Annotated in this window: 19 protein-coding genes, 1 tRNA gene and 1 pseudogene; 8 read left to right on the top strand and 13 right to left on the bottom strand. The window is 50.9% G+C overall.

Going from position 1 to position 23,427, the window contains the following annotated elements; genetic code table 11:
* Positions 1–5: 5 nt before the first annotated feature.
* On the bottom strand, positions 6–2,621 hold the full coding sequence (gene polA, locus NI21_RS0102245) for a DNA polymerase I (RefSeq protein ID WP_033124604.1): 2,616 nt from the start codon (positions 2,619–2,621) through the stop codon (positions 6–8).
* 170 nt (positions 2,622–2,791) lie between these two features.
* On the opposite strand from polA, the gene NI21_RS0102240 reads away from it, so the two are divergent.
* Positions 2,792–2,874: transfer RNA gene (locus NI21_RS0102240), tRNA-Leu, on the top strand.
* Between the two features lie 105 nt (positions 2,875–2,979).
* On the opposite strand, the gene NI21_RS16850 is transcribed toward NI21_RS0102240, so the two are convergent.
* The 4 genes and pseudogenes from NI21_RS16850 to NI21_RS0102220 all read right to left on the bottom strand — a co-directional run bounded on the left by NI21_RS16850 (position 2,980) and on the right by NI21_RS0102220 (position 5,267).
* Complete coding sequence (locus tag NI21_RS16850) at positions 2,980–3,147, bottom strand: hypothetical protein (protein WP_190324812.1); 168 nt, start codon at positions 3,145–3,147, stop codon at positions 2,980–2,982.
* Positions 3,148–3,221: 74 nt separating this feature from the next.
* Positions 3,222–4,163 (bottom strand): MobV family relaxase, encoded by a 942-nt coding sequence (mobV, locus tag NI21_RS0102230; protein WP_033124602.1) that lies wholly within the window; start codon positions 4,161–4,163, stop codon positions 3,222–3,224.
* Positions 4,164–4,351: 188 nt separating this feature from the next.
* Positions 4,352–4,748, bottom strand: a pseudogene (locus NI21_RS15790) (replication initiator protein A).
* Positions 4,749–4,856: 108 nt separating this feature from the next.
* Positions 4,857–5,267, bottom strand: coding sequence for a cysteine-rich VLP domain-containing protein (locus NI21_RS0102220; RefSeq protein WP_033124601.1), 411 nt, complete (start codon positions 5,265–5,267; stop codon positions 4,857–4,859).
* 297 nt (positions 5,268–5,564) lie between these two features.
* Between NI21_RS0102220 and NI21_RS0102215 the strand changes: the two genes are divergently transcribed.
* The 4 genes from NI21_RS0102215 (at position 5,565) to NI21_RS0102195 (ending at position 9,095) form a co-directional block, all read left to right on the top strand.
* Positions 5,565–6,419 carry a helix-turn-helix domain-containing protein gene (locus NI21_RS0102215; RefSeq protein ID WP_052083805.1) on the top strand — a complete coding sequence of 285 codons (855 nt, stop codon included), beginning with the start codon at positions 5,565–5,567 and terminating at the stop codon, positions 6,417–6,419.
* Positions 6,391–6,747 (top strand): nuclear transport factor 2 family protein, encoded by a 357-nt coding sequence (locus NI21_RS0102210; RefSeq protein ID WP_033124600.1) that lies wholly within the window; start codon positions 6,391–6,393, stop codon positions 6,745–6,747. The genes NI21_RS0102215 and NI21_RS0102210 overlap by 29 nt, the downstream gene beginning before the upstream one ends.
* A gap of 29 nt (positions 6,748–6,776) precedes the next feature.
* A complete protein-coding gene (locus tag NI21_RS0102205) occupies positions 6,777–7,502 on the top strand; it encodes a class I SAM-dependent methyltransferase (RefSeq protein WP_052083803.1) in 726 nt (241 codons plus the stop codon).
* Positions 7,503–7,844: 342 nt separating this feature from the next.
* Positions 7,845–9,095: an MFS transporter gene (locus tag NI21_RS0102195; protein WP_033124598.1), complete on the top strand. Its 1,251-nt coding sequence runs from the start codon at positions 7,845–7,847 to the stop codon at positions 9,093–9,095.
* Between the two features lie 141 nt (positions 9,096–9,236).
* On the opposite strand, the gene NI21_RS16845 is transcribed toward NI21_RS0102195, so the two are convergent.
* The gene (locus tag NI21_RS16845; RefSeq protein WP_033124597.1) at positions 9,237–9,446 is read right to left on the bottom strand and encodes a hypothetical protein; all 210 of its coding nucleotides are present in this window, start codon (positions 9,444–9,446) and stop codon (positions 9,237–9,239) included.
* A gap of 336 nt (positions 9,447–9,782) precedes the next feature.
* On the opposite strand from NI21_RS16845, the gene NI21_RS0102185 reads away from it, so the two are divergent.
* Positions 9,783–10,136, top strand: a complete 354-nt coding sequence (locus tag NI21_RS0102185) for a helix-turn-helix domain-containing protein (RefSeq protein WP_033124596.1) — start codon at positions 9,783–9,785, stop codon at positions 10,134–10,136.
* Positions 10,133–11,635: a recombinase family protein gene (locus NI21_RS0102180; protein ID WP_033124595.1), complete on the top strand. Its 1,503-nt coding sequence runs from the start codon at positions 10,133–10,135 to the stop codon at positions 11,633–11,635. Before NI21_RS0102185 ends, NI21_RS0102180 begins: the two co-directional genes overlap by 4 nt.
* Here NI21_RS0102180 and NI21_RS0102175 read toward each other — a convergent pair.
* The 7 genes from NI21_RS0102175 to NI21_RS0102145 form a co-directional block, all read right to left on the bottom strand.
* Positions 11,626–12,018, bottom strand: coding sequence for a class I SAM-dependent methyltransferase (locus NI21_RS0102175; protein ID WP_052083802.1), 393 nt, complete (start codon positions 12,016–12,018; stop codon positions 11,626–11,628). The genes NI21_RS0102180 and NI21_RS0102175 overlap by 10 nt on opposite strands.
* A 189-nt stretch (positions 12,019–12,207) precedes the next feature.
* Entirely contained in the window at positions 12,208–13,080 is an 873-nt protein-coding gene (locus tag NI21_RS0102170) for a sulfite exporter TauE/SafE family protein (RefSeq protein ID WP_033124594.1), read from the bottom strand.
* A gap of 297 nt (positions 13,081–13,377) precedes the next feature.
* A complete protein-coding gene (locus NI21_RS0102165; RefSeq protein ID WP_242842797.1) occupies positions 13,378–14,031 on the bottom strand; it encodes a YgdI/YgdR family lipoprotein in 654 nt (217 codons plus the stop codon).
* A 69-nt stretch (positions 14,032–14,100) separates the two neighbouring features.
* Positions 14,101–15,372, bottom strand: coding sequence for a diaminopimelate decarboxylase (locus NI21_RS0102160; RefSeq protein ID WP_033124593.1), 1,272 nt, complete (start codon positions 15,370–15,372; stop codon positions 14,101–14,103).
* Positions 15,372–16,088, bottom strand: coding sequence for a TrmB family transcriptional regulator (locus NI21_RS0102155; RefSeq protein WP_033124592.1), 717 nt, complete (start codon positions 16,086–16,088; stop codon positions 15,372–15,374). Before NI21_RS0102155 ends, NI21_RS0102160 begins: the two co-directional genes overlap by 1 nt.
* 250 nt (positions 16,089–16,338) lie before the next feature.
* The gene (gene pyk / locus NI21_RS0102150) at positions 16,339–17,775 is read right to left on the bottom strand and encodes a pyruvate kinase (protein WP_033124591.1); all 1,437 of its coding nucleotides are present in this window, start codon (positions 17,773–17,775) and stop codon (positions 16,339–16,341) included.
* Positions 17,776–17,935: 160 nt separating this feature from the next.
* Positions 17,936–18,793, bottom strand: a complete 858-nt coding sequence (locus NI21_RS0102145; protein ID WP_033124590.1) for a hypothetical protein — start codon at positions 18,791–18,793, stop codon at positions 17,936–17,938.
* Between the two features lie 272 nt (positions 18,794–19,065).
* Between NI21_RS0102145 and NI21_RS0102140 the strand changes: the two genes are divergently transcribed.
* Entirely contained in the window at positions 19,066–23,340 is a 4,275-nt protein-coding gene (locus NI21_RS0102140; protein ID WP_033124589.1) for a 2-hydroxyacyl-CoA dehydratase, read from the top strand.
* Positions 23,341–23,427: the final 87 nt, after the last annotated feature.

Genomic DNA, 23,427 nt, shown 5'->3' with positions numbered 1-23,427 from the left:
CACTCCTATTTTGCTTCATACCAGCTCATGCCAGTATGCATATCTACCTCCAGCGGCACCTCCAGGGACGCCGCATGCTCCATTTCATTCTTCAGTATCTTCCTGACTTCCTCTACTTCAGGCTCCCAGGCCTCCACAAGGAGCTCGTCGTGGACCTGAAGCACAAGCCGGGAGCGCATGCCCCTCTCCTTCATCTGCCTCTCCACGCCGATCATGGCGATCTTCATGATATCTGCCGCCGTCCCCTGGATGGGCGAGTTCATGGCCACCCGCTCCCCGAAGGAGCGCTGGGCGAAATTGCTGGAGGAGAGCTCCGGCACCGGGCGCCTCCTGCCAAAGAGAGTGGTCACATAGCCCTTCTCCTTTGCCTGGGCCACCGCGTTGTCCAGAAACACCTTGATGCCCGGGTAAGTCTTGAAGTACTGCTCTATATACTGGGCTGCCTCTTTCCTCGTGATGCTCAGGTCCTGGCTCAGCCCAAAGGAGCTGATGCCGTAGACGATACCGAAGTTGACCGCCTTGGCGTTCCGGCGCTGCAGGTCCGTCACCTGGTCAAAGGGTGTGTGGAACACCTGGGAAGCTGTAATCCGGTGGATGTCCTTCTCCTCCCGGTAGGCCTCTATGAGCTGCCGGTCGCCGGAACAGTGGGCCAGGACTCTCAGCTCGATCTGAGAGTAGTCCGCGTCCACAAACACATAGCCCTCCTCGGGCACGAACACCTTCCGGATCAGCCTGCCCAGCTCCATCCGCACCGGGATGTTCTGCAGGTTGGGTTCTGTGCTGCTGATCCTTCCCGTGGCGGTGATGGTCTGATTGAACTTTCCGTGTATCCTGCCGTCCTCCCCTATGAAGACGGCAAGCCCGTCTGCGTAGGTGGATTTCAGCTTAGCCAGCTGGCGGTACTCCAGGATCTTCGCCACAAAGGGATAATCCGGCGCCAGCTTCTCCAGCACATCCGCCGCTGTGGAGTAGCCGGTCTTGGTCTTCTTTCCGCCCTTCAGCCCCATCTTCTCAAAGAGGATCACGCCCAGCTGCTTGGGAGAGTTGATGTTGAACACCTCCCCGGACTCCTGGTAGATCTCCTGCTCCAGCTTTTCGATCTGGACGGCCAGCCTGTCGCCGTAGTCCTTCAGCTCGGCTGCCTCCACCTTCACTCCGTTCCTCTCCATGTCGAACAGGGTGAACACAAGAGGCATCTCTATCTCCTCAAAGAGCCGGAGCATCCCCGCCTCCTCAAGCTTATCCGCAAGGATGGGCTGGGATTTCCAGGCACAGTAGGCCTCGTAGCAGGCCCGAGCCTCATCCTCCTGCTTCTCGTCCAGGAGAAGGGAGAGCTGCTCCCTGGCCACATCCTCAAAGGTGTAGTCACTTTTTAAGGGATTGAGAAGGTAGGCCGCTATGATCCCGTCAAAGCAGTTGTCCTGCCGGCCTGGCGTAAAGCTGGCCATGGCCTCCTTCAGCCCAAAGATGGCAAAGCAGCCGGCCCCGGCCGCCGTCTGTCCCAGCTTTTCCAGAATCTCCTTTGCCGCAAGCTCCTCCCCGGCACAGATGCAGTAGATCTCCTCCTCTCCAAAGCACAGCGCCGCGCCCCCGGCCTTCGCCTGGGAGGCAAAAAGAGGCGGCACATCCGCTGTATTCTTCAGGATGGCGGCTCCCACTCTTTCCGCCTTCCGGGCCCTTTCAAAGACGGTTTCGGCCTCGGCTCTGGAGGATATTATACGAAAGTGATCCTCCACCTCGTTTTTGGGCCCTTCCACCTCAAATCTGCCGAGAAGGTTCTTGAACTGAAGCCGCTGGAAAAGAGGATAGGCCTGCTCGGTAAAAATATTTCCCAGCCTTGCCCCCTCAATGTCGTAGTCTATATCTGCGTCCACACAGATAGTGGCCAGAGTCTTGCTCATGACCGCCATGTCCCAGTGCTCCTTCAGAGCTCTGGAAGCTCTGGGAGGCTTCAGCTCATCCACGTGCTCATAGGCGTTTTCTATGGAATGATACTCCGCTATGATCTTGGCCGCCGTCTTCTCGCCAATGCTGGGAACTCCCGGAATATTGTCGGAGGTATCTCCCATCAGGGACTTCATGTCGATAAACTCATGGGGCGTCACGCCGTACTTCTCCTTCACGTCCGCCGCGTAGTAGTCCTCGATCTGTGTTCCCCCTCTTTTCGTCTTGGGGATGCGGATCTTGGTGTGGTCCGTGGCAAGCTGCAGAAGGTCCCTGTCCCCGCTGATGACGGAGACTTCCATCCCCGAGGCCTCGCATCTTCCTGCGATGGTGCCCAGCAGGTCGTCCGCCTCCAGGCCAGCCTTTTCGATGATCCGGATGCCCATAGCCGTCAGAACCTCCTTCATCACCGGCACCTGCTGGCGCAGCTCCTCTGCCATGGGCTTTCTCGTCCCCTTGTAGTCCGCGTACATCTCGTGGCGGAAGGTGGGGGCGTGTACGTCAAATGCCACAGTCAGATATTCCGGCTTCTCCTCCTCCAGTATCTTCAGCATAATGTTGAGGAAGCCGTAGATGGCATTTGTGTGGAGCCCCTCGGCGTTAGTCAGATCCGGGAGTCCGAAAAATGCCCGGTTCAATATACTGTGTCCATCAATCAATACTATCTTTTCAGCCATTCTTTCTCTCCATTTTTCTGTCAGCCCCTGTCTATTCAGACGCTGCTGCTATTTACTATACAACAAACTGACATTTTTTGAAAGGCATAACTCAAAAAATGATTGTAATCCTGTTTTCCATATGATATAATTTATTCCAGTCTTGGTGCGCCCAGGACCCTGTTATGTGCGCCGCTGTGGCGGAATTGGCAGACGCATACGACTCAAAATCGTACGGGAAACCATATGGGTTCGAGTCCCATCAGCGGCACCAGACCATGATAATCCGAACCCGGTTCCAATCGGGGACGGATTCGGATTTTTAGTATATCTATGCTAAAGCAAAAGCGGCGGTATCATAACGATACCGCCGCTTTTGTTATACGCTTTTATGTTGTTCTGCTTCCTTTGCCCTCTGTGCTTTCCATTCTTCAAATTCTTTCTGCCCCTCCGGGCTGGCAAAGAATTTCTGAATTTCGGGAAGCAAGCACCGGGCAAGGGCATTTATCTCATGCTGTGGGGTTTTGTCCGAGTGCTTTTCTGCCATAGCTCGCCTTTCTTTATTCAGTTGTCAAGGTACAATGCCGCATAGGGGCGGCGTAAAAATCTGCTTATAATCAATCACCTTTCCTTTGTGTGTCGCTGTTGCCGTTTCAATTCCGCCAGCACTTCCGGCGGGATACGGTCAACAAATTTTTGAATGTTCTGTAGTTCACTTTCCAGCTTTGCCCGTTCCATACGGTCTTTCATCTTGCCGCTTTCACTGGCTCTGGCTCGTTCTTCCAGCTTTTCATTTTCAGCTAACAGGTCATTGATCGTGACCTTGTATTTTTTGAGCTGCCGGTCGAAATTCTCCATCTGGGGAAACCACTTTTTCAGTAGGGAGAGGGCTTCCTCTTTCTTCTTCCCTGCATTGAACGGGGTAATGCCGTCCAGCGTGGCTTCAATAGTTCTTGCCTGTTTGGAGAGATTGACCGCCTGTTTGAACAGCCGGGTAGGGATATGCTTCCTGCCTGTCTTGCTGGCACTTTCTCCACGCTCCAAGTCGGGATATTTCTCCACCATATAGGCGTGAAAATCGTCCTGCCACTTTGTGAGGTTGGCTCTGTTTCCGATAATCTCCTTTGCACACAGCCGGTTGTCCTGCGTCAGCGGAACAAAGACCAAATGCAGATGGGGTGTTTTTTCGTCCATGTGTACCACCGCAGACACAATATTTTCTTTCCCTACCCGCCCGATTAAGAAATCAGCCGCCCTCTGGAAAAATGCCTGTATCTCCTTTGGGGGCTTGCCCTTGAAAAACTCCGGGCTGGCGGTAATCAGCGTGTCCACAAACCGGGTGCTGTCCTTACGGGTACGGCAGCCAGCCTGTTCAATGCGGTTTTGAATGAAATGGTAGTATCTGCCCTCTGGCTTGACAATGTGGAAGTTGTACTTGCTCCTGCTGGTGTCAATGTCGGGATTGCTGGCGTACTGTTCCTTTTGCCGTTCGTGATGGGCTTCCAGCGGTTTTGCCGGATTGCCCTTGTGCTTTTCAAATCGTAAAATTGCGTGTTGTGCCATAAACTCCTTTCCTCGTTCCTTTCCCTTCCGTTCCGGGGTTTTCCACAGGGAAAATCCCCCTGAAAATAGCTCTGATAGGATTGGAATGGAATCGATATAAATAAATCATTTTAATCTCTGTATTTCTATATACCGTCCGATTTCGGTACTCCAAGAGGGCTGATTTTCGTACTCGTCAAGTACGGTTTTCAGCCCTCCGGCGTACCAAAACGGAAATTCAAGAAGTCAGGGATTGGAACTGCCCTCATAGGATTTTGGGTAAATGCGGTTGGGTTTTCCACAGCCTTGTTTCTTGATGTCGATCAGCTCTGCATACTGTAATTCCCGCAGGGTGTTGACCGCCTTTTGCCGCCCACAGTGAAGCAGCCCTACCACCTCGCAGATGGGATAGTACAGGTAAATCCGCCCGTACTCGTCCGCCCATCCGTTTTTGCGGGATAGGTCTGCCCGGCGCAGGATAAAGGCATACAGCAGCTTTGCTTCATTGGACAGCGGCTGATAGGTTGGTGCTTCAAACAGGAAATTGGGAAGCTGGGTGAAGCTCTGTGCCCGTTCCTGTTGGTAGTGATAGATAAACTTTGTCATAGTGTCTTATGGACAATTAGAAGCCCTGTTTTGAGGGTTAGCGATAAAGAATACCACCTGCCCCGGTTTGGTGTTCGGAAAGCCCCATAAATACAGGCTTTTTCGCCCCTAATTGTCCACGCTCGCCCTCCTTTTCCGTTCACTTTCTGCTTTCTGCCGCCTGTGAACGCTGGCGGCGCAGTCGGGACAGTATTTCGCCCGATTAGAGCCGGGAACAAAAGCTTTCCGACAGACAATACACCGTTTTGCGTCCTTATCCCGGAAAATCTCTGCTTCCAGCGTCCGATCCAGCGGCAGGACAGCCCAGCGGAAATGCTTGCAGCAGACCGAGAAAGAAATCGTCTGCGGACAGATACAGGTATCGCCATCATCCAGCACAATGCAGTTGCCGCTATCATAGCTGCAACATTCCCGGCGAATCAAGGCGTTTGCCCGTTTCCGCTGTGCTGGGGTCATGCGGTGCAGAGAGCCGTCCGGCTTGCGCTCCAACGGCGGCAGCTTTTTGAGATTGTTTTCCATGTGTGTCCTCCGCTTTGTCTGATTGCCGTTTTCCCCGAAAAGGTTTCCTGCCCCATTTCTGCGGCGTGTGTTCTCCGTTGGTACGCAAATGCGATACTTCGCCGGGAGAAATATTCCTTTTCGGACGGTCATTCTGTTTTCAAGGTGCAGCTCATCGATGAACTACCCTAAGTCTACACGAAAAAAATGCAATCCTCGGAATTTTGCGAGAATTGCATTTCTGTGAAGTTTACACTTTGAAAATTGCATTTTTGCAATTTTGGTGTATAATAGAGTTATACGGAGGAGGTGCGTACTATGGCTTTACCCGGAACACCCGGACAGAGGATTTCCGATTTATGCAACGGAAACAAAATCAAACAAAAAGAACTTGCAGAGAAGATCGGCGTTTCCGCTTCCCAGTTGAGCCGCATTGTCAGCGGCGAAACAAGGACAGTCAGCAGCGATATTCTCATCGGTGTGGCAAAGGAATTTAAGGTGTCCACCGACTACATACTGGGGCTATCCAATATCAGCGTTCGCAAAAGCTATGATATATCCGAGCTGGGCTTGTCCGAGGGAGCAGTCAAAGGGCTTGTGACGGGTGCTGTGAATGTGCAGATCCTAAATCGCTTGCTGGAACACAGGAATTTCCCCAAGCTGATGGATTTGATACGGATTTATTTTCAGGACACAGCGGCAAAGGGCATTATGGCACGAAACCAGCTGATTGAAATGGCAACGGCTTCCCTGTCTGATCTGATGAAAGAACACCCGGAACACCGGGCAGAAGCAAGACAGGACTTGCAGTTCTTGAACGCACAGAAGATGGGCGACCATGAAGCAGAGATTGAAAAAATCAAAAATGTGTTCCTTACTATCCTGCGGGACATTAAGAAAGAGATGGACAGCAGCGAGCAGCCGGGAGAAACCATTACCGCCACCATGTTCCAAACTATGCAGGAAGCCATGAAAAACCACCAGCAGGAGCCGCTTTCTATGGATGATGTGACCGCTATGATCGCCGGACAGGTCGGGCAGCTTCTTCCGATGGACGAGGAAACTGCCGGGCAGTTCCAGCAGTTGGCGAAGAAAATGATTGAACTGGCAGGCAAGGAAACAAAGATAGATGGAGGAAATCATGATGTTACGACCAAAAGAAGTAGTATGTAAATGGGTAGATGCTTTTAACGACCACGATGTTGAGGCAATCGTGAGTCTGTACCATGATAACGCAATCAATCATCAGGTAACAAATGAACCGGTGATTGGGATAGAGGCAATCAGAGAAATGTTCACAACAGAATTTACCACAGCTGATATGACAGCCATTGTAGAAAATATATTTGAAGATGGGCAGTGGGCAATTTTAGAATGGAGAGACCCATTAGGATTAAGAGGCTGCGGATTTTTCCATGTTGTGAATGGGAAAATTTTATTTCAAAGAGGTTACTGGGATAAACTATCCTTTTTGAAACAACATAATTTGCCTATTGAATAGATAGAAAACTTCTAATTGAAGGAGGAACTATGCGGTACTCAAAAGAAGAAAGTAAAATGATATGGGATCAAAATGCTGAATTTTGGGATTATACAATGGGTGATGAATCAAATGATTTTCACAGAAACGTGGTTCGTCCAAAGGTCACAGAACTCCTAAATCCCAATCCTACAGATTATATTTTAGATATTGCGTGCGGAAACGGAAACTATTCGGCATATCTTGCAGAAAAAGGTGTTTCGGTTGTAGGTTTTGATTATAGTGAAAAAATGATTAAACTGGCAAAGAAACGACGAAAACGCAATATGGATAAAATTGAATTTTGTGTAGCAGATGCCACTAATGAAATCAGTCTGATGGCATTAAAAAGAAACAGAATGTTCACAAAAGCGGTTTCCAATATGGCAGTCATGGATATTACAAATATTAAGCCGCTTTTTACCTCAGTTTACGAACTGATTGAGGATAACGGAGTTTTCGTATTTGCAACACAGCATCCGTGCTTTGTTACACTGACAGATAAATACATGACACCACACAGCTACTATGATATTGCGATTGAAGGCCAACCACAAAAGCAATGTTACTATCATCGTTCTTTGCAGGATATTTTTAATATTTGTTTTGACACTGGTTTTGTAATTGACGGCTTTTATGAAGAATGCTATTTTAACAAGGAAATTCCAGATATTATAATTGTTAGGGCTAAAAAAGTAAGCGGAGCATGCCATTCCCTGCAGGTTCAAAGAAATTAAATTTTCAGTTATAACAAACCAATCCACTTCAAAAATTTTTCAAACTGATTGACAATCTATCTGTTATATGATATTCTGTCAATCAGTTTGAAGTTGAAAGGAGGCTTACGTGTGTTAATTTTTGTACGCTAATAAACAACAAAAAGTCGGTTTTTCATTCCATGTGATGGGCTTTTTTGTCGTGCGTACAGAGAAACACATAGGTCAATTCTTTATGACAATGATTGTCATAGAGGATTTCTTGTCGTGCCTTTTGTTATGCAGGTATATGCCCATAGTGGAGCATATACCTGCTTTTTGTTGCACAGGAAAGAGTATGTGACAAAAACAGGAGGTATTGATATGACAACAGAAACTAAATTTTGGAAAAAGAAGTATTTTACTATGCTGGCGGGACAGAGCGTTTCTCTCATTACAAGCGGGATTTTGCAAATGTCCATTATATTCTATCTCACAGCAAAAACAAATTCCGCTATGGTCTTATCCATTGCAACCTTGATGGGCTTTCTTCCTCAAGCTGTGATCGGCCCCTTTGCAGGGACTTTTGTGGACCGCCATAGCCGCAAAGGAGTGATGATTGGAGCAGACCTTATGATTGCCGCAACAGGAGGATTCCTGGCAGTCGTTTCGATATTTATGGAACTGCCCATATGGCTCATTATGCTGGTCTTATTTGTCAGAAGTATCGGCAACGCTTTTCATTCTCCTGCGTCCAGCGCAGTTACGCCGCTTATGGTTCCTCAAGACCAGCTAACAAAGTGTGCCGGTTATAATCAGACCATGCAGGCCGCCGTGTCCCTGATTAGCCCAGCCGCTGCCGCTTTCTTATATAGTGTCTGGTCATTAAGCACGATTATTCTATTGGATATTATCGGCGCAGTTCTGGCTTGCGGCGTTGTTGTGGTTCTGTCGATTCCAAATCCGCCAATATGCACAGGCGAAAGCCAAAACAGCTTTTTCCGGGATATGAAGGAGGGATATTTTGAGTTAAAGAAAAACAAGGGTTTGTTCGCATTACTTTGGATTGGAACGGCATATATGTTTTTCTTTATGCCTATCAGTGCATTGTACCCTTTGATGAGCATGGGATACTTTCGTGGAACACCTACCCATGCGTCCATAGCAGAAATTGCCTTTGCAGGCGGTATGCTTGCAGGGGGAATTTTGCTCAGCGTTTGGGGTGGATTCAAGAACCGGATTTTTTCAATCGGTCTATCGGTTCTTGTGATGGGGGTAAGCATTGCGATTTCCGGTTTGCTGCCCACCAATGCGTTTTTTATATTTGTAATTTGTTGTACGGTCATGGGGTTAACTTCTCCATTTTACGGAGTACAAAACGCCTTGTTTCAAGAGCAGCTTCCACCGGAATATCTGGGACGGGTTTTCTCATTGCTCGGAAGCGTGATGTCCTTTGCCATGCCGCTGGGTTTGCTGTGTTCCGGTATTTTTGCAGAACGAATTGGTGTAGAAAAATGGTTTTTACTTTGTGGAATAGGGATTATTGCGGTTGCCGTTTTGGTTTTCATATTGCCAGTTTTACGAAATGTTGATTGTCAATCCCCAAACAGTTTTGCTTGTAAAAGCGGCGATTGAAAAGAAAACGCATTTATTAAAGTGATGGGAAATTGCAAAGCCAGCCGAGCCGGCGGGCGGTCAAGATGAACGGCGCATAAATGCGCCGCCGTTGACAGTTTCGCCCACCTTTGCTGACAGGCAATCAAGGCGGGAAAGCCCTTAAAATGGCTTCCCGCCCATTTCAATTTTGAGAGAAAAACCCGACCGCTTTTTCGTGAGTGTGTCCACAAGTTCGGGACATTTTGTTCCGAAGTCCAACGCGGGAAGAGGGACGGGGGCTTTCCTATACGCCCTGTCTGCTGATGAAACCAGCCCTGCGCTTGCGGCTCCACGCCACGCAATCACAGCCCTGTTTTCCTGCTGCTTCAAATGTACTTGCCCTCCCCCGGCAACTTCATTTTCGTAGCAACGCCGACAGAGCGTATAACACACTACACTTTGCAAGCAAAGTCGTGTGCCAAAGGGATACCCTTTGGAAACCCTGTTTTGCGGTCATGTGTACCCATATTCCCCGCAAAACGCAAAATAATCGGTTTCAGTCTGCTGTAACATCACAGTCAGATTGACCGCTTATTTTCTTTCTGCTGTCCCTGTTTTCTCTGTTCTCTATACGAATAATTTTCATAATTGTTATGCTTGATACGGGTTGAAAACCAAACGTATAAATGTTATAATAAGCACAGAGAAAACAGGGAGGTCGCTGCTATGAAAGAATTGGGAGAACGCCTGCGGATATTGCGGGAGAGCGTGAAGCTGTCACAGGTAAAGATGGCGGATTTGCTGGGAGTAAAACAGTCCAGCATTAACCGCTATGAACAGGGACAATCTGCTCCGTCTTTGGAAACGCTTGTGAAGTATGCAGATTATTTTGATGTGTCTATGGATTACCTGTTTGCCCGGACGGATAAGCCCCAAGGCAAGCTGTACGAATACCGCCCTAAGATTGCAACGGGCAGTGAGGAAATGCGGCAGTTTATTGAAATGTGTTTTGACCCGCAATCGCCAATGAGTGAGAAGTTAAAGCAGACGCTTCTTCAAATGATGGAGGTGGACAAATGAAAGGTGTGATCTATGCCCGCTATTCTTCCGATAATCAACGAGAAGAAAGTATTGAGGGGCAGTTGCGAGAATGTAAGGATTATGCAGAACGAAACGGTATCACGATTTTAGGAACTTACATTGATCGGGCACTATCAGCCAAAACGGACAACCGACCTGAATTTCAGAAGATGATTAAAGACAGCGCAAAGGGCTTGTTTGATGTTGTCCTTGTGTGGAAGTTAGACCGCTTTGCACGAAACCGTTATGATAGCGCACGCTACAAAAATCTCTTGAAAAAGAACGGTGTGAAAGTCATTTCCGCAAGGGAAAATATCTCCGAGGGCAGCGAGGGAATTATTTTGGAAGCTATGCTGGAGGGGTATGCAGAATACTATTCTGCGGAGCTTTCTGAAAAGGTTATCCGAGGTCTGACCGACAATGCGCTGAAATGTAAATACAACGGCGGTACTGTCCCGATGGGATACTACATTGACGACCAGCAGTATTATCAAATCGACCCCAAGACCGCCCCGGTGGTACTGGAAATGTTTACAAAGTACAGCGAGGGTGCGACCATGCAGGAACTTGTCAATCTGTTAAATAGCCGGGGTATGCGTTCTATTCGTGGTGGGAAAATCACATTGAATATTATGAACCATCTTTTGAAGAACCGCCGTTACATAGGAGAATACAGCTATCGTGATGTAGTCAAGGAGGACGGTATTCCATCGATTGTCCCGAAAGAGTTGTTTGAACGAGTGCAGGAACGGCTGGCGAAAAACAAAAAGGCTCCCGCTCGTCACAAAGCCGAGGACGATTATCTGTTGACAACGAAGCTGTATTGCGGGAAGTGCGGCTCTTTCATGGTAGGGGAAAGCGGCACAAGCCATACCATGAAAGTGCACCGTTATTATCGTTGTGTGAATACCAAGAAAAAGAAACTCTGTGACAAGAAAGCGGTCAAGAAAGACTTGATTGAAGATTTAGTTGTCAGCTACACCATGAAAGCGATAATGAATGATGAAGTCATGGAACGGCTGATTGATACGCTGATGGAATTGCAGAAAAGAGAAAGCACCGACCTACCACTTTTGAAAAAACAGCTTGCAGAAACGGAAAAAGGTATTAACAATATGCTCAACGCTATTCAAGCAGGGATTTTTACCCCGTCCACCAAGCAAAGACTGGACGAGTTGGAAGAAACAAAAAGCCAGCTTGAAGTCAGCATTTTGCAGGAGGAGATGCACAAGCCTTTGCTTACCAGAGAGCAGATTGCATTTTTCATTTACCGTTTCCGCAAGTTTGATGTAACAAAGCGGGAACAGCGGCAAAGACTGATTGACAGCTTTGTAAATGCAGTGTATCTTTACGAGGACAAGATAATCCTTACTTTCAACTATAAGGACGGTTCTAAGACCATCACACTGGCGGAGGTTGAGGGTTCGGATTTATCCGTACTCGGTGCAGGAAAAAAGCTCTTCAGCTTCTGGCTGAAGAGCTTTTTCATTTACTTTTGAGCTATAACACAGTATCCTGAACGATCCGTCTGTGAATAATCAATATGTTTAAATCCACTTTTTTGCAGAAAGCGAATAATCTCCTGTTTTGAGCAGACCTTAACATCCCCCTCATTACTGTATGGAAGGAAAATATTCATGATCTGGCGTATTGGGAACGGTTTCCAGAAATCACAGAGAACCAAAAATTTACCTGTCTTCAACATCCGGTAGAACTCATCCACAGCCTGCTGGGGATTCGGATAGTGATGGAAGGAGTCTGTACTCGCTTTCGCCCGTTTCAGCATTTCTTTTGATATATCAATTCCATATAATCTCGCATCGGGACACTCCTCACAAATCAGAATACGGAACAGTGGAGAGATAAGGCCAATCCATATCATGTGGCAAATCTCCAGCGCATGAGCGCTATTGTAGCTGCTGAAATCAAAGGCACGCAGGAGTTGCTAGAAACCTACCGCATTTATCAGGAGTAAAAGCGGAAAAGGTCTGCGGTGATACCCGCAGGCCTTTATCCTCTCTATTCAATTTTCTCTCATGATTCCATCTTTCTGCTTTTTGTTTCCGTCGCTCTAGCCCTTCTGCTTTCTCGCATCGTGGAAGAACATCACCGCACAGATCACCATGACAACGCACACCAGGTATGTAAGCACAGTAAGAGGAAGAGATGTGACGATAAAGCCCGCGATCAAAACGCCAATAGCTCCGCTTATGATCATGGGGATTGTTGAGGCCCGGTTGTATTTTCCTTCCTTGATAAATGTAATGCCGCAGGCCGGACAGAGGTATGCGCAGGATCCCATCATGACCGGGAAAGCCACGTCCGCACTCATTCCCAGCAGAAGGACAATAGCCATACAGGGAGCATACAGCCCAATGCCGGCCGTCATCAGGATGCCGAGGATAAAGTTTGCGATCACGCCCAGAGCCAGCATGCCGCCCTCCAGCCCTCTCGCTGTTCCCAGGATACCAAAGGGCCCCACAGCATTTATCTTGCACAGGGTGATGAGAGCCACAAGAATAAGAGCTACGCCCATGACAACCCTTATCTTCATAATGTCCAGTCTGGAAATGATCTTTGCGCCCAGGATAGATCCGATGATGGCCGCTGCGATCATAAGAACAAGCGTGAGGGAGTCCATCTCGATTCTGGTCATTGTGATCGTCGCCTCCACGCAGATCGGAATACCAAATGCCACGTTCAGAGTCCCCGGAATCAGATCGTCCCGCACAGATTTATTGAATTTCCAGGCCGATGTGGCAATAGCATAGCTTCCTATCCCCAGTGTGTCAAAAAAGTTTGCTACCATGCTGACAATTACATTGTACCCCATTTTGCTCTTGTCCAGTTCATCTCTGTGGGCCAGAATATCCCTGACCAGCACCACAAAAAATACTGCGGCAAAGATCCACATGATAATGAGTAATATTGTTGATGCGCTCATACTTTTTCCCTCCAAAAACCTTTTTTGTGCATTATAACTAACTAATGCATGAAACCATTATAGTTCTTTGTCAAAAATTAGTCAAGAAAATTTTTAGTTTTTATTCTTATATATGCAATTTTGACAGATTATATTCCTCTCGCAACTCAATATTCACTTCATATGTCAGATTAGTCCCATTATATTTGCACAGTTTTCATTATGGCTGCAACACTCCCTTCACAATCTCCGAAATCCAAAAAAGGCAGATCCCTCTCGGGATCCGCCCTTTCATTCTTACATTCTATGATTCTATTCCTACAGATTGTCTGCCGGGAAAAGAATACCGTCCAGTGTCGTCAGATCATCCTGGTTGATGGAGTACACATTGTCGTTCAGCTCCACGTGAATCTCTACTGTCTGAGCCTCCCCGTAGGTGGGCTCTGCCACCCGCTGCACCAAAATGTCGTACATCTTCTGGAACACCATCTCGTTGATCTCCTCGTCGCTCGGCAGCTGGGAGATGTCTGTGATGTTCGCCATCTCTGCCTGCACTGCGCTCATCACCTCGTCCTGGAGGCCGTCAAACGCGGTGAAGGGCTCTGCGCTCACCTCTACCACAAATCCGTCATTCTCTCCCTCTGTCGCGTCGCCCACTTCATATTTCGCCTGGGCCAGCATGTCCTGGAAGAGCTGGCGGTAGTTGGCGGACAGCTCCTCTGACAGCCCTGCGTCCGTAAAGCCGCCCATGGACATGATGTTGTCCAGGTTGTCATCGAAGAGCTGCTGCGCTTCCTCCTCCGTGGAATCGGTCTGCTCTGTGTACTCCGAAAAATCCGCCTTATAGCTGGCATCCAGAACGGACTGCACATAGGTCCTGGCGTCATCCGTCGTCATGCCTCCGCAGGCAGTGAGGGCCAGCATCATCATGGCGGCGAGAATGACTGAAAGAATTCTTTTTTTCATTTTCATATTCATTTCCTCCTCATATCAAGTAAACTCTTTATGGACAGTTTACACTAAAAGGAGGAAATCGTCTATCTATTTTACCAACTTTTTACCAATTTCAAAACAATCGAAGGTGGCAAAATAATCCTTTGGCGTCTCGGCCCGACGGATAAGCTGCGTGGTACCGTCCTCTCTGAGGAGAACCTCCGCTGACCGGAGCTTTCCGTTGTAGTTGTAGCCCATGGAAAAGCCGTGGGCCCCGGCGTCGTGGATCACCAGCAGATCCCCGATGTCGATCTTCGGCAGATGACGGTCAATGGCGAACTTGTCGTTATTTTCGCACAGAGAGCCGGTCACATCGTAGACGTGGTCACAGGGCTCATTCTCTTTCCCCATCACGGTGATGTGGTGGTAGGCGCCGTATATGGCCGGGCGCATCAGGTTGGCCGCGCAGGCGTCCACGCCGATATATTCCTTGTAGGTGTGCTTTTCGTGGATCGCTCTTGTCACAAGACAGCCGTAGGGTCCCAGCATAAATCTGCCCAGCTCTGTGTACAGGGCCACGTCCCCCATGCCCGCCGGCACGAGAACCTCCTCGTATACCTTCCGCACGCCCTCGCCGATGACGCGGATGTCGTTGGGCTCCTGGTCCGGCTTGTAGGGGATGCCGATGCCGCCGGACAGGTTGATGAACTTGATGTGGACTCCCGTCTCCTGGTGCAGTCGCACTGCCAGGTCAAAGAGCACCTTTGCCAGCATCGGATAGTACTCGTTCGTCACTGTGTTGCTGGCCAGGAAGGCGTGGATGCCGAACTCCTTTGCCCCCTTCTCCTTCAGGATCTTGAAGGCCTCAAAGATCTGCTCTGTCGTCATACCGTACTTGGCGTCTCCCGGGTTGTCCATGATATCGTTGCTGATCTTGAAGATCCCGCCCGGATTGTAGCGGCAGCTGATAGTCTCCGGAATGTGGCCAATGGCCTTCTCCAGGAATTCAATGTGGGTGATGTCGTCCAGATTGATGATGGCCCCCAGCTTGTCCGCAAGCTGAAAATCCTCCGCCGGCGTGTCGTTGGAGGAGAACATGATATCCTCCCCGGACACACCCATGGCGTCCGACAGCATCAGCTCCGTGTAGGAGGAGCAGTCGCAGCCGCAGCCGTAGTCCCGGAGGATCTGAATGAGGAAGGGATTGGGAGTGGCCTTCACGGCAAAATACTCCTTGTACCCTTTATTCCAGGCAAAAGCCTCCTTGAGAGCCTTTGCGTTTTCCCGGATCCCCCTCTCGTCATAGAGATGGAAGGGAGTCGGATACTCTTTTACGATCTCCTCCAGCTGTTCTTTTGTCACAAATGGTTTCTTTGTCATCACTTTTCTCCTTTCCTGTATTTCAAAAGTTCAATCTCATTTGCCAGCGCCCGCTTGTAGAGCTCCACAAAATTTCTCTGTCCGGAGTAGAGACAGGTGTTCGTGCTGTCCGGCCCCAGCTCCCCGGTGAGAGCCGACCTGGAATCCACGATGACGCCGATCTGGTTTCCTCCCTGCATATCCGGATAGACCTTTACCTGCTCTCCCGCCAAAGGGAACTCTCTGTCTGTGAGAAGGACGGTCTTCCTCCCCGATGCAGCCAGAGCCTCAAGCTCCTTCTCAAAGAGAGGCAGCTGCTCACAGGCGCACACCACATAGGCTCTCTCCCGGGCCGAGGAGAGAAGGTGCTTTACTTTATCCACGATATTGTGCTCGCCCTCGATGGTGATATAGCCCTCCTCCGCCGTCCTCCTCTCGGGGGCATTCCTCCGGAGCCACTCCTCTGTCTCCTGCAGCTTCCGGATCCTGTTGCTGCAGAATTCTTCTACATCCACAGCCACGTATTTCCGTGTATGGCCCTCCTCCATCATGCGGGCTCCTCCCTTGTCCGCCAGGGACGCCAGCCCTCCGTAGGCGTTGGACCTGGAAATCCCTGTCAGCTTGGCCGCCTCATAGCCGCTGCACTTTCCCTCGTCCAGCAGGCAATAGTACAAGGTGGCCTCCTGACGCGTGAGTCCGAATTCCATCAGTCGATCTGTGTAGGCCCCATGCTCCATAAATCCGCCTCTTTCCCGACACTTCTCTGTCACTTTAGTAGTTCTTTACAGAAACACTATAGTACGTCCGGGGCCTCTTGTCAATCCTTTTCTGTTCCGGCGCAGAAGCTGTTTCGGAATCTGGCACATCCGGCGCAAAAGGCGGGGACAGGAAAGGCTTTTTTGCGGAATAGAAAAAGCCCGGCGGCAGAACCTTTTTGTCTGCCTTCCGGGCTTCTTTTGTATTTTCCTTTTTTCAGCCGCTGCGGCTCTACTCGATGACAGCGATGCGCATCATATTGCTGGCCCCCTCACGGCCCTTGTTCGCATTGCGAGAAGGCAGCCCCGCGGTCAGCACGACCACGTCCCCTGTCTCTGCCAGCTGCTTTGCGCACACAAGCTCGATGGCGCTGGAGCAGATGTCCTCGGTGGAGTTGAACTGGATGGACTTCATGGGATACACACCCCAGTAGATCTGCATCCTGCGCAGCGTCCTCTCATCCGGTGTCACACCGATGATGGGGGTCTTCGGTTTAAATTTGGACACCACTCTGGCGGTAGCTCCCGACACGGATGGTGTAATGATGCATTTCGCGCCCAGATTGTAGGCTGTTGTGACGGAGGCATGTCCGATAGCTGTGGATATGCCCTTCATCCGGTGCTCCTCCGCCTTCTTGAGCAGTGTGTCGTAGTCCAGATGCTCCTCTGTGTTGCACACAATGTGCACCATCATCTGAAGCGCCTCCACCGGGTACTTGCCCTGGGCTGTCTCACCGGAGAGCATGACCGCGTCTGTCCCGTCGTAAACGGCGTTGGCAACGTCTGTGACCTCAGCTCTCGTGGGACGGGGATTGCGGATCATGGAGTCCAGCATCTGGGTGGCTGTGATGACCGGCTTGTAGTAGTAATTGCACTTCTGGATAATCATTTTCTGAAGGTAGGGAACCTCCTCCGCCGGGATCTCCACACCCAGGTCGCCTCTGGCCACCATGATGCCGTCCGCGCAGCGGATGATCTCATCGATATTTTTAATTCCCTCCGCATTCTCGATCTTTGCAATGATCGGGATGTAGGGAGCATTGCACTCCTTCAGGAAGGCGCGGATCTCCACGATGCACTCCGCGTTGCGGACAAAGGAAGCGGCGATAAAGTCGATCCCCTGCTCCACGCCAAAGCGCAGGTCCTCCCGGTCCTTCTCTGTGATGGCCGGCAGGCGCACCGGAACGTTGGGCACATTCACGCCCTTGCGCTCCCCCAGCTCACCGCCGTTTTCAATCCTGCAGACAATGTCCTTCTCTGACTTTGAAGTTACCTTCAGCTCGATCAGGCCGTCGTCAATGAGGATCGTGCTCCCCACAGACACATCGTCCACAAGGCCCGGGTATGAGATGGATACCCCCTTCTCATCTCCGGCCGTCACCTCTGTAGTCAGAGTGAACTTATCTCCTGTCTGGAGCTGCACCTTCTTCCCGTCCTTCAGAAGGCCGGTGCGGATCTCCGGTCCCTTTGTATCAAGAAGAATGGCAACAGGCTTATTCTCCTCCTCCCGGATCTTCTTGAGCATGTCCATTCTCATCTTCTGCTCCTGGTGATCCCCGTGGGAGAAGTTGAACCTGGCAATATCCATTCCACTTTTCACAAGCGCCCTCATAAGGCTCTCATCATTTGTATTAGGTCCCATGGTACAAATGATCTTTGTTTTTTTCATACGCATTTCTCTTTTTTCCTCCACTTCTTTACTCCTTTTTACTCATGACTCAGATATACATTCGATGTACATTCTATAAGATCGGGCTTTGCGCCCCGAAAACATCCCGGCTGTCCTTCCAGCCTTCTCTTTATCTGTATTTTCCCGCTGTTTCCATCTGCTATTTTACGTGGATATGGGAAAACAGGTGATCCTGACAGTACTCATAGTTCCCGTTGCACTTGGAGCAGTACCGGAACTCCAAAGAGGGGTCGTCCAGCTCTGTCCTGCCGCACACAGCGCAGCGGTGCCGGGCGCCGTTCGCATAGTGGTGCTCCGGGCGCATCCTCTGCCGGAACTGCCTTTTCCTCCTCTGCTGCTTCGGCGAAAACCGCCGCATATTCCTGGAGCCCAGGAAGAAGATGACAAAATTGAGGATGGATACAGCAGCCGCGATGGCGTTTGACTGGTAGACAAAGCCAAACACGCTCCCCCCGTAGGCAGGCAGAAAGGCCTGTGCAATGGTATACAGGAAATAGAGGCCGTCCAGCCATCCAAGCCACTTCGCCTTCACCGGGATCATGAAAAACAGATAGAACTGCATCTCCGGATAAATGGCCGCAAAGGCCAGGAAAAGTGACATATTCAGATACCATGTACCAAGCGGAAAGGACACGCCGGTTATAAAGTATGCCGCAAAGGCGGCGATCACATGGAAAAGCATCCCCGCGAAGAAATACAGGTTAAAACGGAACGCGCCCCAGGTGTTTTCCAGCTCTCTGCCCAGCATATAATAGAGATAGAGGGCAAAGATCATAAAGATGTAGTTGGTCTGGGGCGGCTGTATGATAAAGGTCACGATCCGCCAGATCTGTCCGTGCAGGATGGCATTTACATCCAGACAGAGATACTGATAATAGAAGGAAGGGGCAAAAAGCTGAACAACCAGTCCCACAACATATAGTATAATAATGTAATACATCAGATTATGAATGGCATATCTGCCAAATCTGCGTTCCAGTTTATCCAGCCAGCTCATAGAAAAAATACCTGCCTCCTGTCATTGTAAAAAAAAGTAAATACTGTAGTTCATTCTACCGTTTCACTATGCTTTTGTCAATTATACCACCTAAGTTTTACGGTATTTTAATATTTCTATAACATTTGTTAATTGTCTTTTAGACTATTTTGTCGTATAATGTTACAGGCTGAAAAGCCGTTTTACTTTTTAATAGGAAAGAACCCACATATTTCCAAGCGGGAGGCCTTCTCCCCATAGATTTTCAAATTGAAGATTAAGGAGTACATAATATGAGTCAACAGGAATTATTTACTTTGGGAATCGACATCGGCTCCACTACCGTGAAGATCGCTGTTCTGGACGATCAGAACGATGTCGTTTTCTCCGACTATGAGAGACACTATGCCAACATCCAGGAGACTCTCTCCGACCTTCTCGGGAGAGCCATCTATAAACTTGGCTCTATCCGCGTATCCCCCGTCATCACAGGCTCCGGCGGACTGACCCTGGCCAAGCACCTGGGCGTCCCCTTTGTCCAGGAAGTGGTAGCTGTGTCCACAGCCCTGCAGGACTACGCGCCTCAGACGGACGTGGCCATCGAGCTGGGCGGCGAGGACGCCAAGATCATCTATTTCGAGGGAGGCAGCATCGAGCAGCGCATGAACGGCGTCTGCGCCGGCGGTACAGGCTCCTTCATCGACCAGATGGCCTCTCTTCTTCAGACAGATGCCTCCGGCCTCAATGAGTACGCGAAAAACTACAAGGCCCTCTACTCTATCGCAGCCCGCTGCGGTGTGTTTGCCAAGTCTGACATCCAGCCTCTGATCAACGACGGCGCCTCCAAGGAGGATCTGGCCGCCTCCATCTTCCAGGCTGTGGTCAACCAGACCATCAGTGGGCTGGCCTGCGGAAAGCCCATCCGGGGACACGTGGCTTTCCTGGGCGGCCCCTTACATTTCCTGGACCAGCTCCGGGCAGCCTTTGTGCGCACCCTGAACCTGGACGATGAGCACACCATCGCTCCCAACCACTCCCACCTTTTTGCCGCCATCGGCTCTGCCCTGAACTCCGAAAAGGAGCCCGTGGTACCCATCCGGGAGCTGCAGGAGCGTCTGGCCAGAAGGATCCAGATGGAGTTCGAGGTGGAGAGAATGGAGCCTCTCTTTGCCTCCGAGGCGGAGTACAATGAATTCATCTCCCGCCACGCCAAGCATCAGGTTCCCGTAAAGGATCTGGCCACCTACAGAGGAAAGGCCTTCCTGGGCATTGACGCGGGATCCACCACCACAAAGGCGGCCCTTGTGGGGGAGGACGGCACGCTCCTCTACTCCTTCTACCACAACAACGAGGGAGATCCCTTAGGGACCACCATCTCCGCCATCAAGGACATCTACAGCCAGCTTCCGGAGGGTGTAGAGATCGTCCACTCCTGCTCCACCGGCTACGGGGAGGCCCTCATCAAGGCGGCCCTCATGCTGGACGAGGGGGAAGTGGAGACAGTGGCCCACTACTACGCCGCCTCCTTCTTTGAGCCGGATGTGGACTGCATCCTGGACATCGGCGGCCAGGATATGAAATGCATCAAGATCAAGAACCAGACCGTGGACAGCGTGCAGCTCAACGAGGCCTGCTCCTCAGGCTGCGGTTCCTTCATCGAGACCTTTGCGAAATCCCTCAACTACACAGTGGAGGATTTTGCCCAGGAGGCTCTCTTTGCCCACAACCCCATCGATCTGGGAACCCGCTGTACTGTGTTCATGAACTCCAAGGTCAAGCAGGCCCAAAAGGAGGGCGCGGAGGTCTCCGACATCTCCGCCGGCCTGGCCTACTCTGTCATAAAGAACGCTCTTTTCAAGGTGATCAAGGTGTCCGATGCCTCTGAGCTTGGAAAGCACATTGTGGTGCAGGGAGGAACCTTCTACAACAACGCCGTGCTCCGCAGCTTTGAGAAGATCGCGAACTGCGAGGCCATCCGCCCCGACATCGCCGGCATCATGGGCGCCTTCGGCGCTGCCCTGATCGCAAGGGAACGGTATGTGGACTGCGAGGGCACTACCATGCTCTCCATCGAGGACATCGAGAGCCTGGAGTACCGCACTACCATGACCAAGTGCAAGGGCTGTACAAACAACTGCCGTCTGACGATCAACCACTTCAGCGGCGGCAGAAAATTTGTCACAGGCAACCGCTGCGAGAAGGGTCTGGGAAAGGAGAAGACAAAGAACAATCTTCCCAACCTGTTCGAGTACAAGAGCCAGCGCTATTTCGGGTACATCCCTCTCGCCGAGGAGGACGCAAAGAGGGGCGTCATCGGTATCCCCAGGGTGCTGAACATGTACGACAACTATCCCTTCTGGTTCACATTTTTCACAGCTCTTGGCTTCCGGGTGGTGCTCTCACCGGCCTCCACAAGGAAGATCTACGAGCTTGGAATTGAGTCCATCCCCAGCGAGTCCGAGTGCTATCCGGCCAAGCTGGCCCACGGCCACGTGCAGTGGCTGATAAACCAGGGCGTACAGCACATCTTCTACCCCTCCGTCCCCTACGAGCGGAACGAGTTTGAAGAGGCCAACAACCACTACAACTGCCCCATCGTCACCTCCTACCCGGAGAACATCAAGAACAACATGGATCCCATCGTGAACGGGGAGGTGGACTTTATCCACCCCTTCCTCTCCTTCGCAAGCGAGGAGACACTGTCCTCCCGCCTCATCGAGGAGCTGGGCGAAAAGTTCTCCATCACGTCATCGGAGATCAAGGAGGCGGTCCACAAGGCCTGGATCGAGCTGGAGGAGTGCCGGAACGACATGCGCAAAAAGGGCGAGGAGACAGTGGCTTTCCTGGACAAGACAGGAAACCGGGGCATTGTCCTGGCCGGTCGCCCCTACCACATTGACCCGGAGGTCAACCACGGCATACCGGAGCTTATCAATTCCTACAACATCGCGGTCCTGACAGAGGACTCTGTCTCCCACCTGCACCAGGTGGAGCGCCCCTTAAATGTCATGGATCAGTGGATGTACCACTCCCGCCTCTACGCGGCGGCAAACTTTGTGAAGACAAAGGATAACCTGGATCTCATCCAGCTCAATTCTTTCGGCTGCGGTCTGGACGCGGTCACCACAGACCAGGTGGCTGATATCCTGACCGGATCTGACAAGATCTACACATCCCTGAAGATCGACGAGGTCAACAACCTGGGAGCCGCAAGGATCCGTATCCGCTCTCTCCTGGCGGCCATCCGCGTGCGGGAGCAGAGAAACCAGAAGAGGGAGATCCACTCCTCCGCCATCACAAAGGTGCCCTTTACAAAGGAGATGCGAAAGGACTACACCATCCTCTGTCCCCAGATGTCTCCTATCCACTTCGAGCTGCTGGAGCCCGCATTCAACGCCTCCGGCTACCACGTGGAGGTGCTGCCAAACGACAACAAGCAGGCCGTGGACGTGGGACTCAAGTATGTTAATAACGACGCCTGCTATCCCTCTCTGATGGTAGTGGGACAGATCATGGAGGCCATCCTGTCCGGCAAATACGATACGGACAAGATCGCCGTTATCATCAGCCAGACCGGCGGCGGCTGCCGGGCCTCCAACTACATCGGCTTCATCCGCCGGGCCCTGAAGAAAGCGGGCTATGAGCACATCCCCGTGATCTCCATCAACTTAAGCGGTCTGGAGGGCAACCCGGGCTTTAAGATCACGCCCATGCTGGCGCTGCGGGGCATTTACGCCGCCGTGTTCGGCGATATCTTCATGAAGTGCGTGTACCGGCTGCGGCCCTACGAGGCTGTACCGGGCTCCGTGGAGGCCATGCACCGGAAATGGGTGAAGGTGTGCTCCGACTTTGTATCCCAGGGCTATCCTTCCAGGCGGAAATTCAAGAAGCTCTGCCGGGATATTATCCAGGATTTCGACAACAACATCGAGCTGCTGGATGTGAAGAAGCCCCGCGTCGGCGTGGTAGGCGAGATCCTCGTCAAGTTCCTGCCGGCAGCCAACAACCATCTGGTAGATCTGCTGGAGAGCGAGGGAGCGGAGGCCGTTGTGCCGGATCTCCTTGATTTCCTCCTCTACTGCTTCTACAACCAGAACTTCAAGGTGGAGAAGCTGGGCTTTGCCAAGTCAAAGGCCATTGTGGCAAACCTGGGCATCAAGGCTCTGGAGTGGTTCCGCTCTCCGGCCAGCAAGGCCTTTAAGGAGAGCAAGCACTTCGATCCGCCGGCTGACATTCACGACCTGGGCCGGATGGCTTCGGAGATCGTGTCGCTCGGCAACCAGACCGGCGAGGGCTGGTTCCTGACCGGCGAGATGCTGGAGCTGATCCACAGCGGCGCCACCAACATCGTCTGCACGCAGCCATTTGCCTGCCTTCCCAACCACGTAGTTGGGAAGGGCGTCATCAAGGAGCTGCGCCGCAGATATCCTCTGGCGAACATCGTGGCCATCGACTACGACCCGGGTGCCAGCGAAGTCAACCAGCTGAACCGCATCAAGCTGATGCTCTCCACTGCCAACAAAAATCTGGAGAAGGCAGAGGGAGAAGAGGAAGAAATCGCTGGATAAAAAGTAGAAATACAAAAAATACAGATAAATAATAAAATCCCCGGCAGAGCTTTCTGCCGGGGATTTTCACTTTCTTTATTGTTGTCA

This window comes from Eubacterium sp. ER2, from assembly GCF_000765215.1.
In the GTDB taxonomy this organism is placed as follows: Bacteria; Bacillota; Clostridia; order Lachnospirales; family Lachnospiraceae; genus Claveliimonas; species Claveliimonas intestinigallinarum.
The sequence above is the reverse complement of the archived record's forward strand: the minus strand, read 5'-3'. Positions and strand labels throughout refer to the sequence as shown.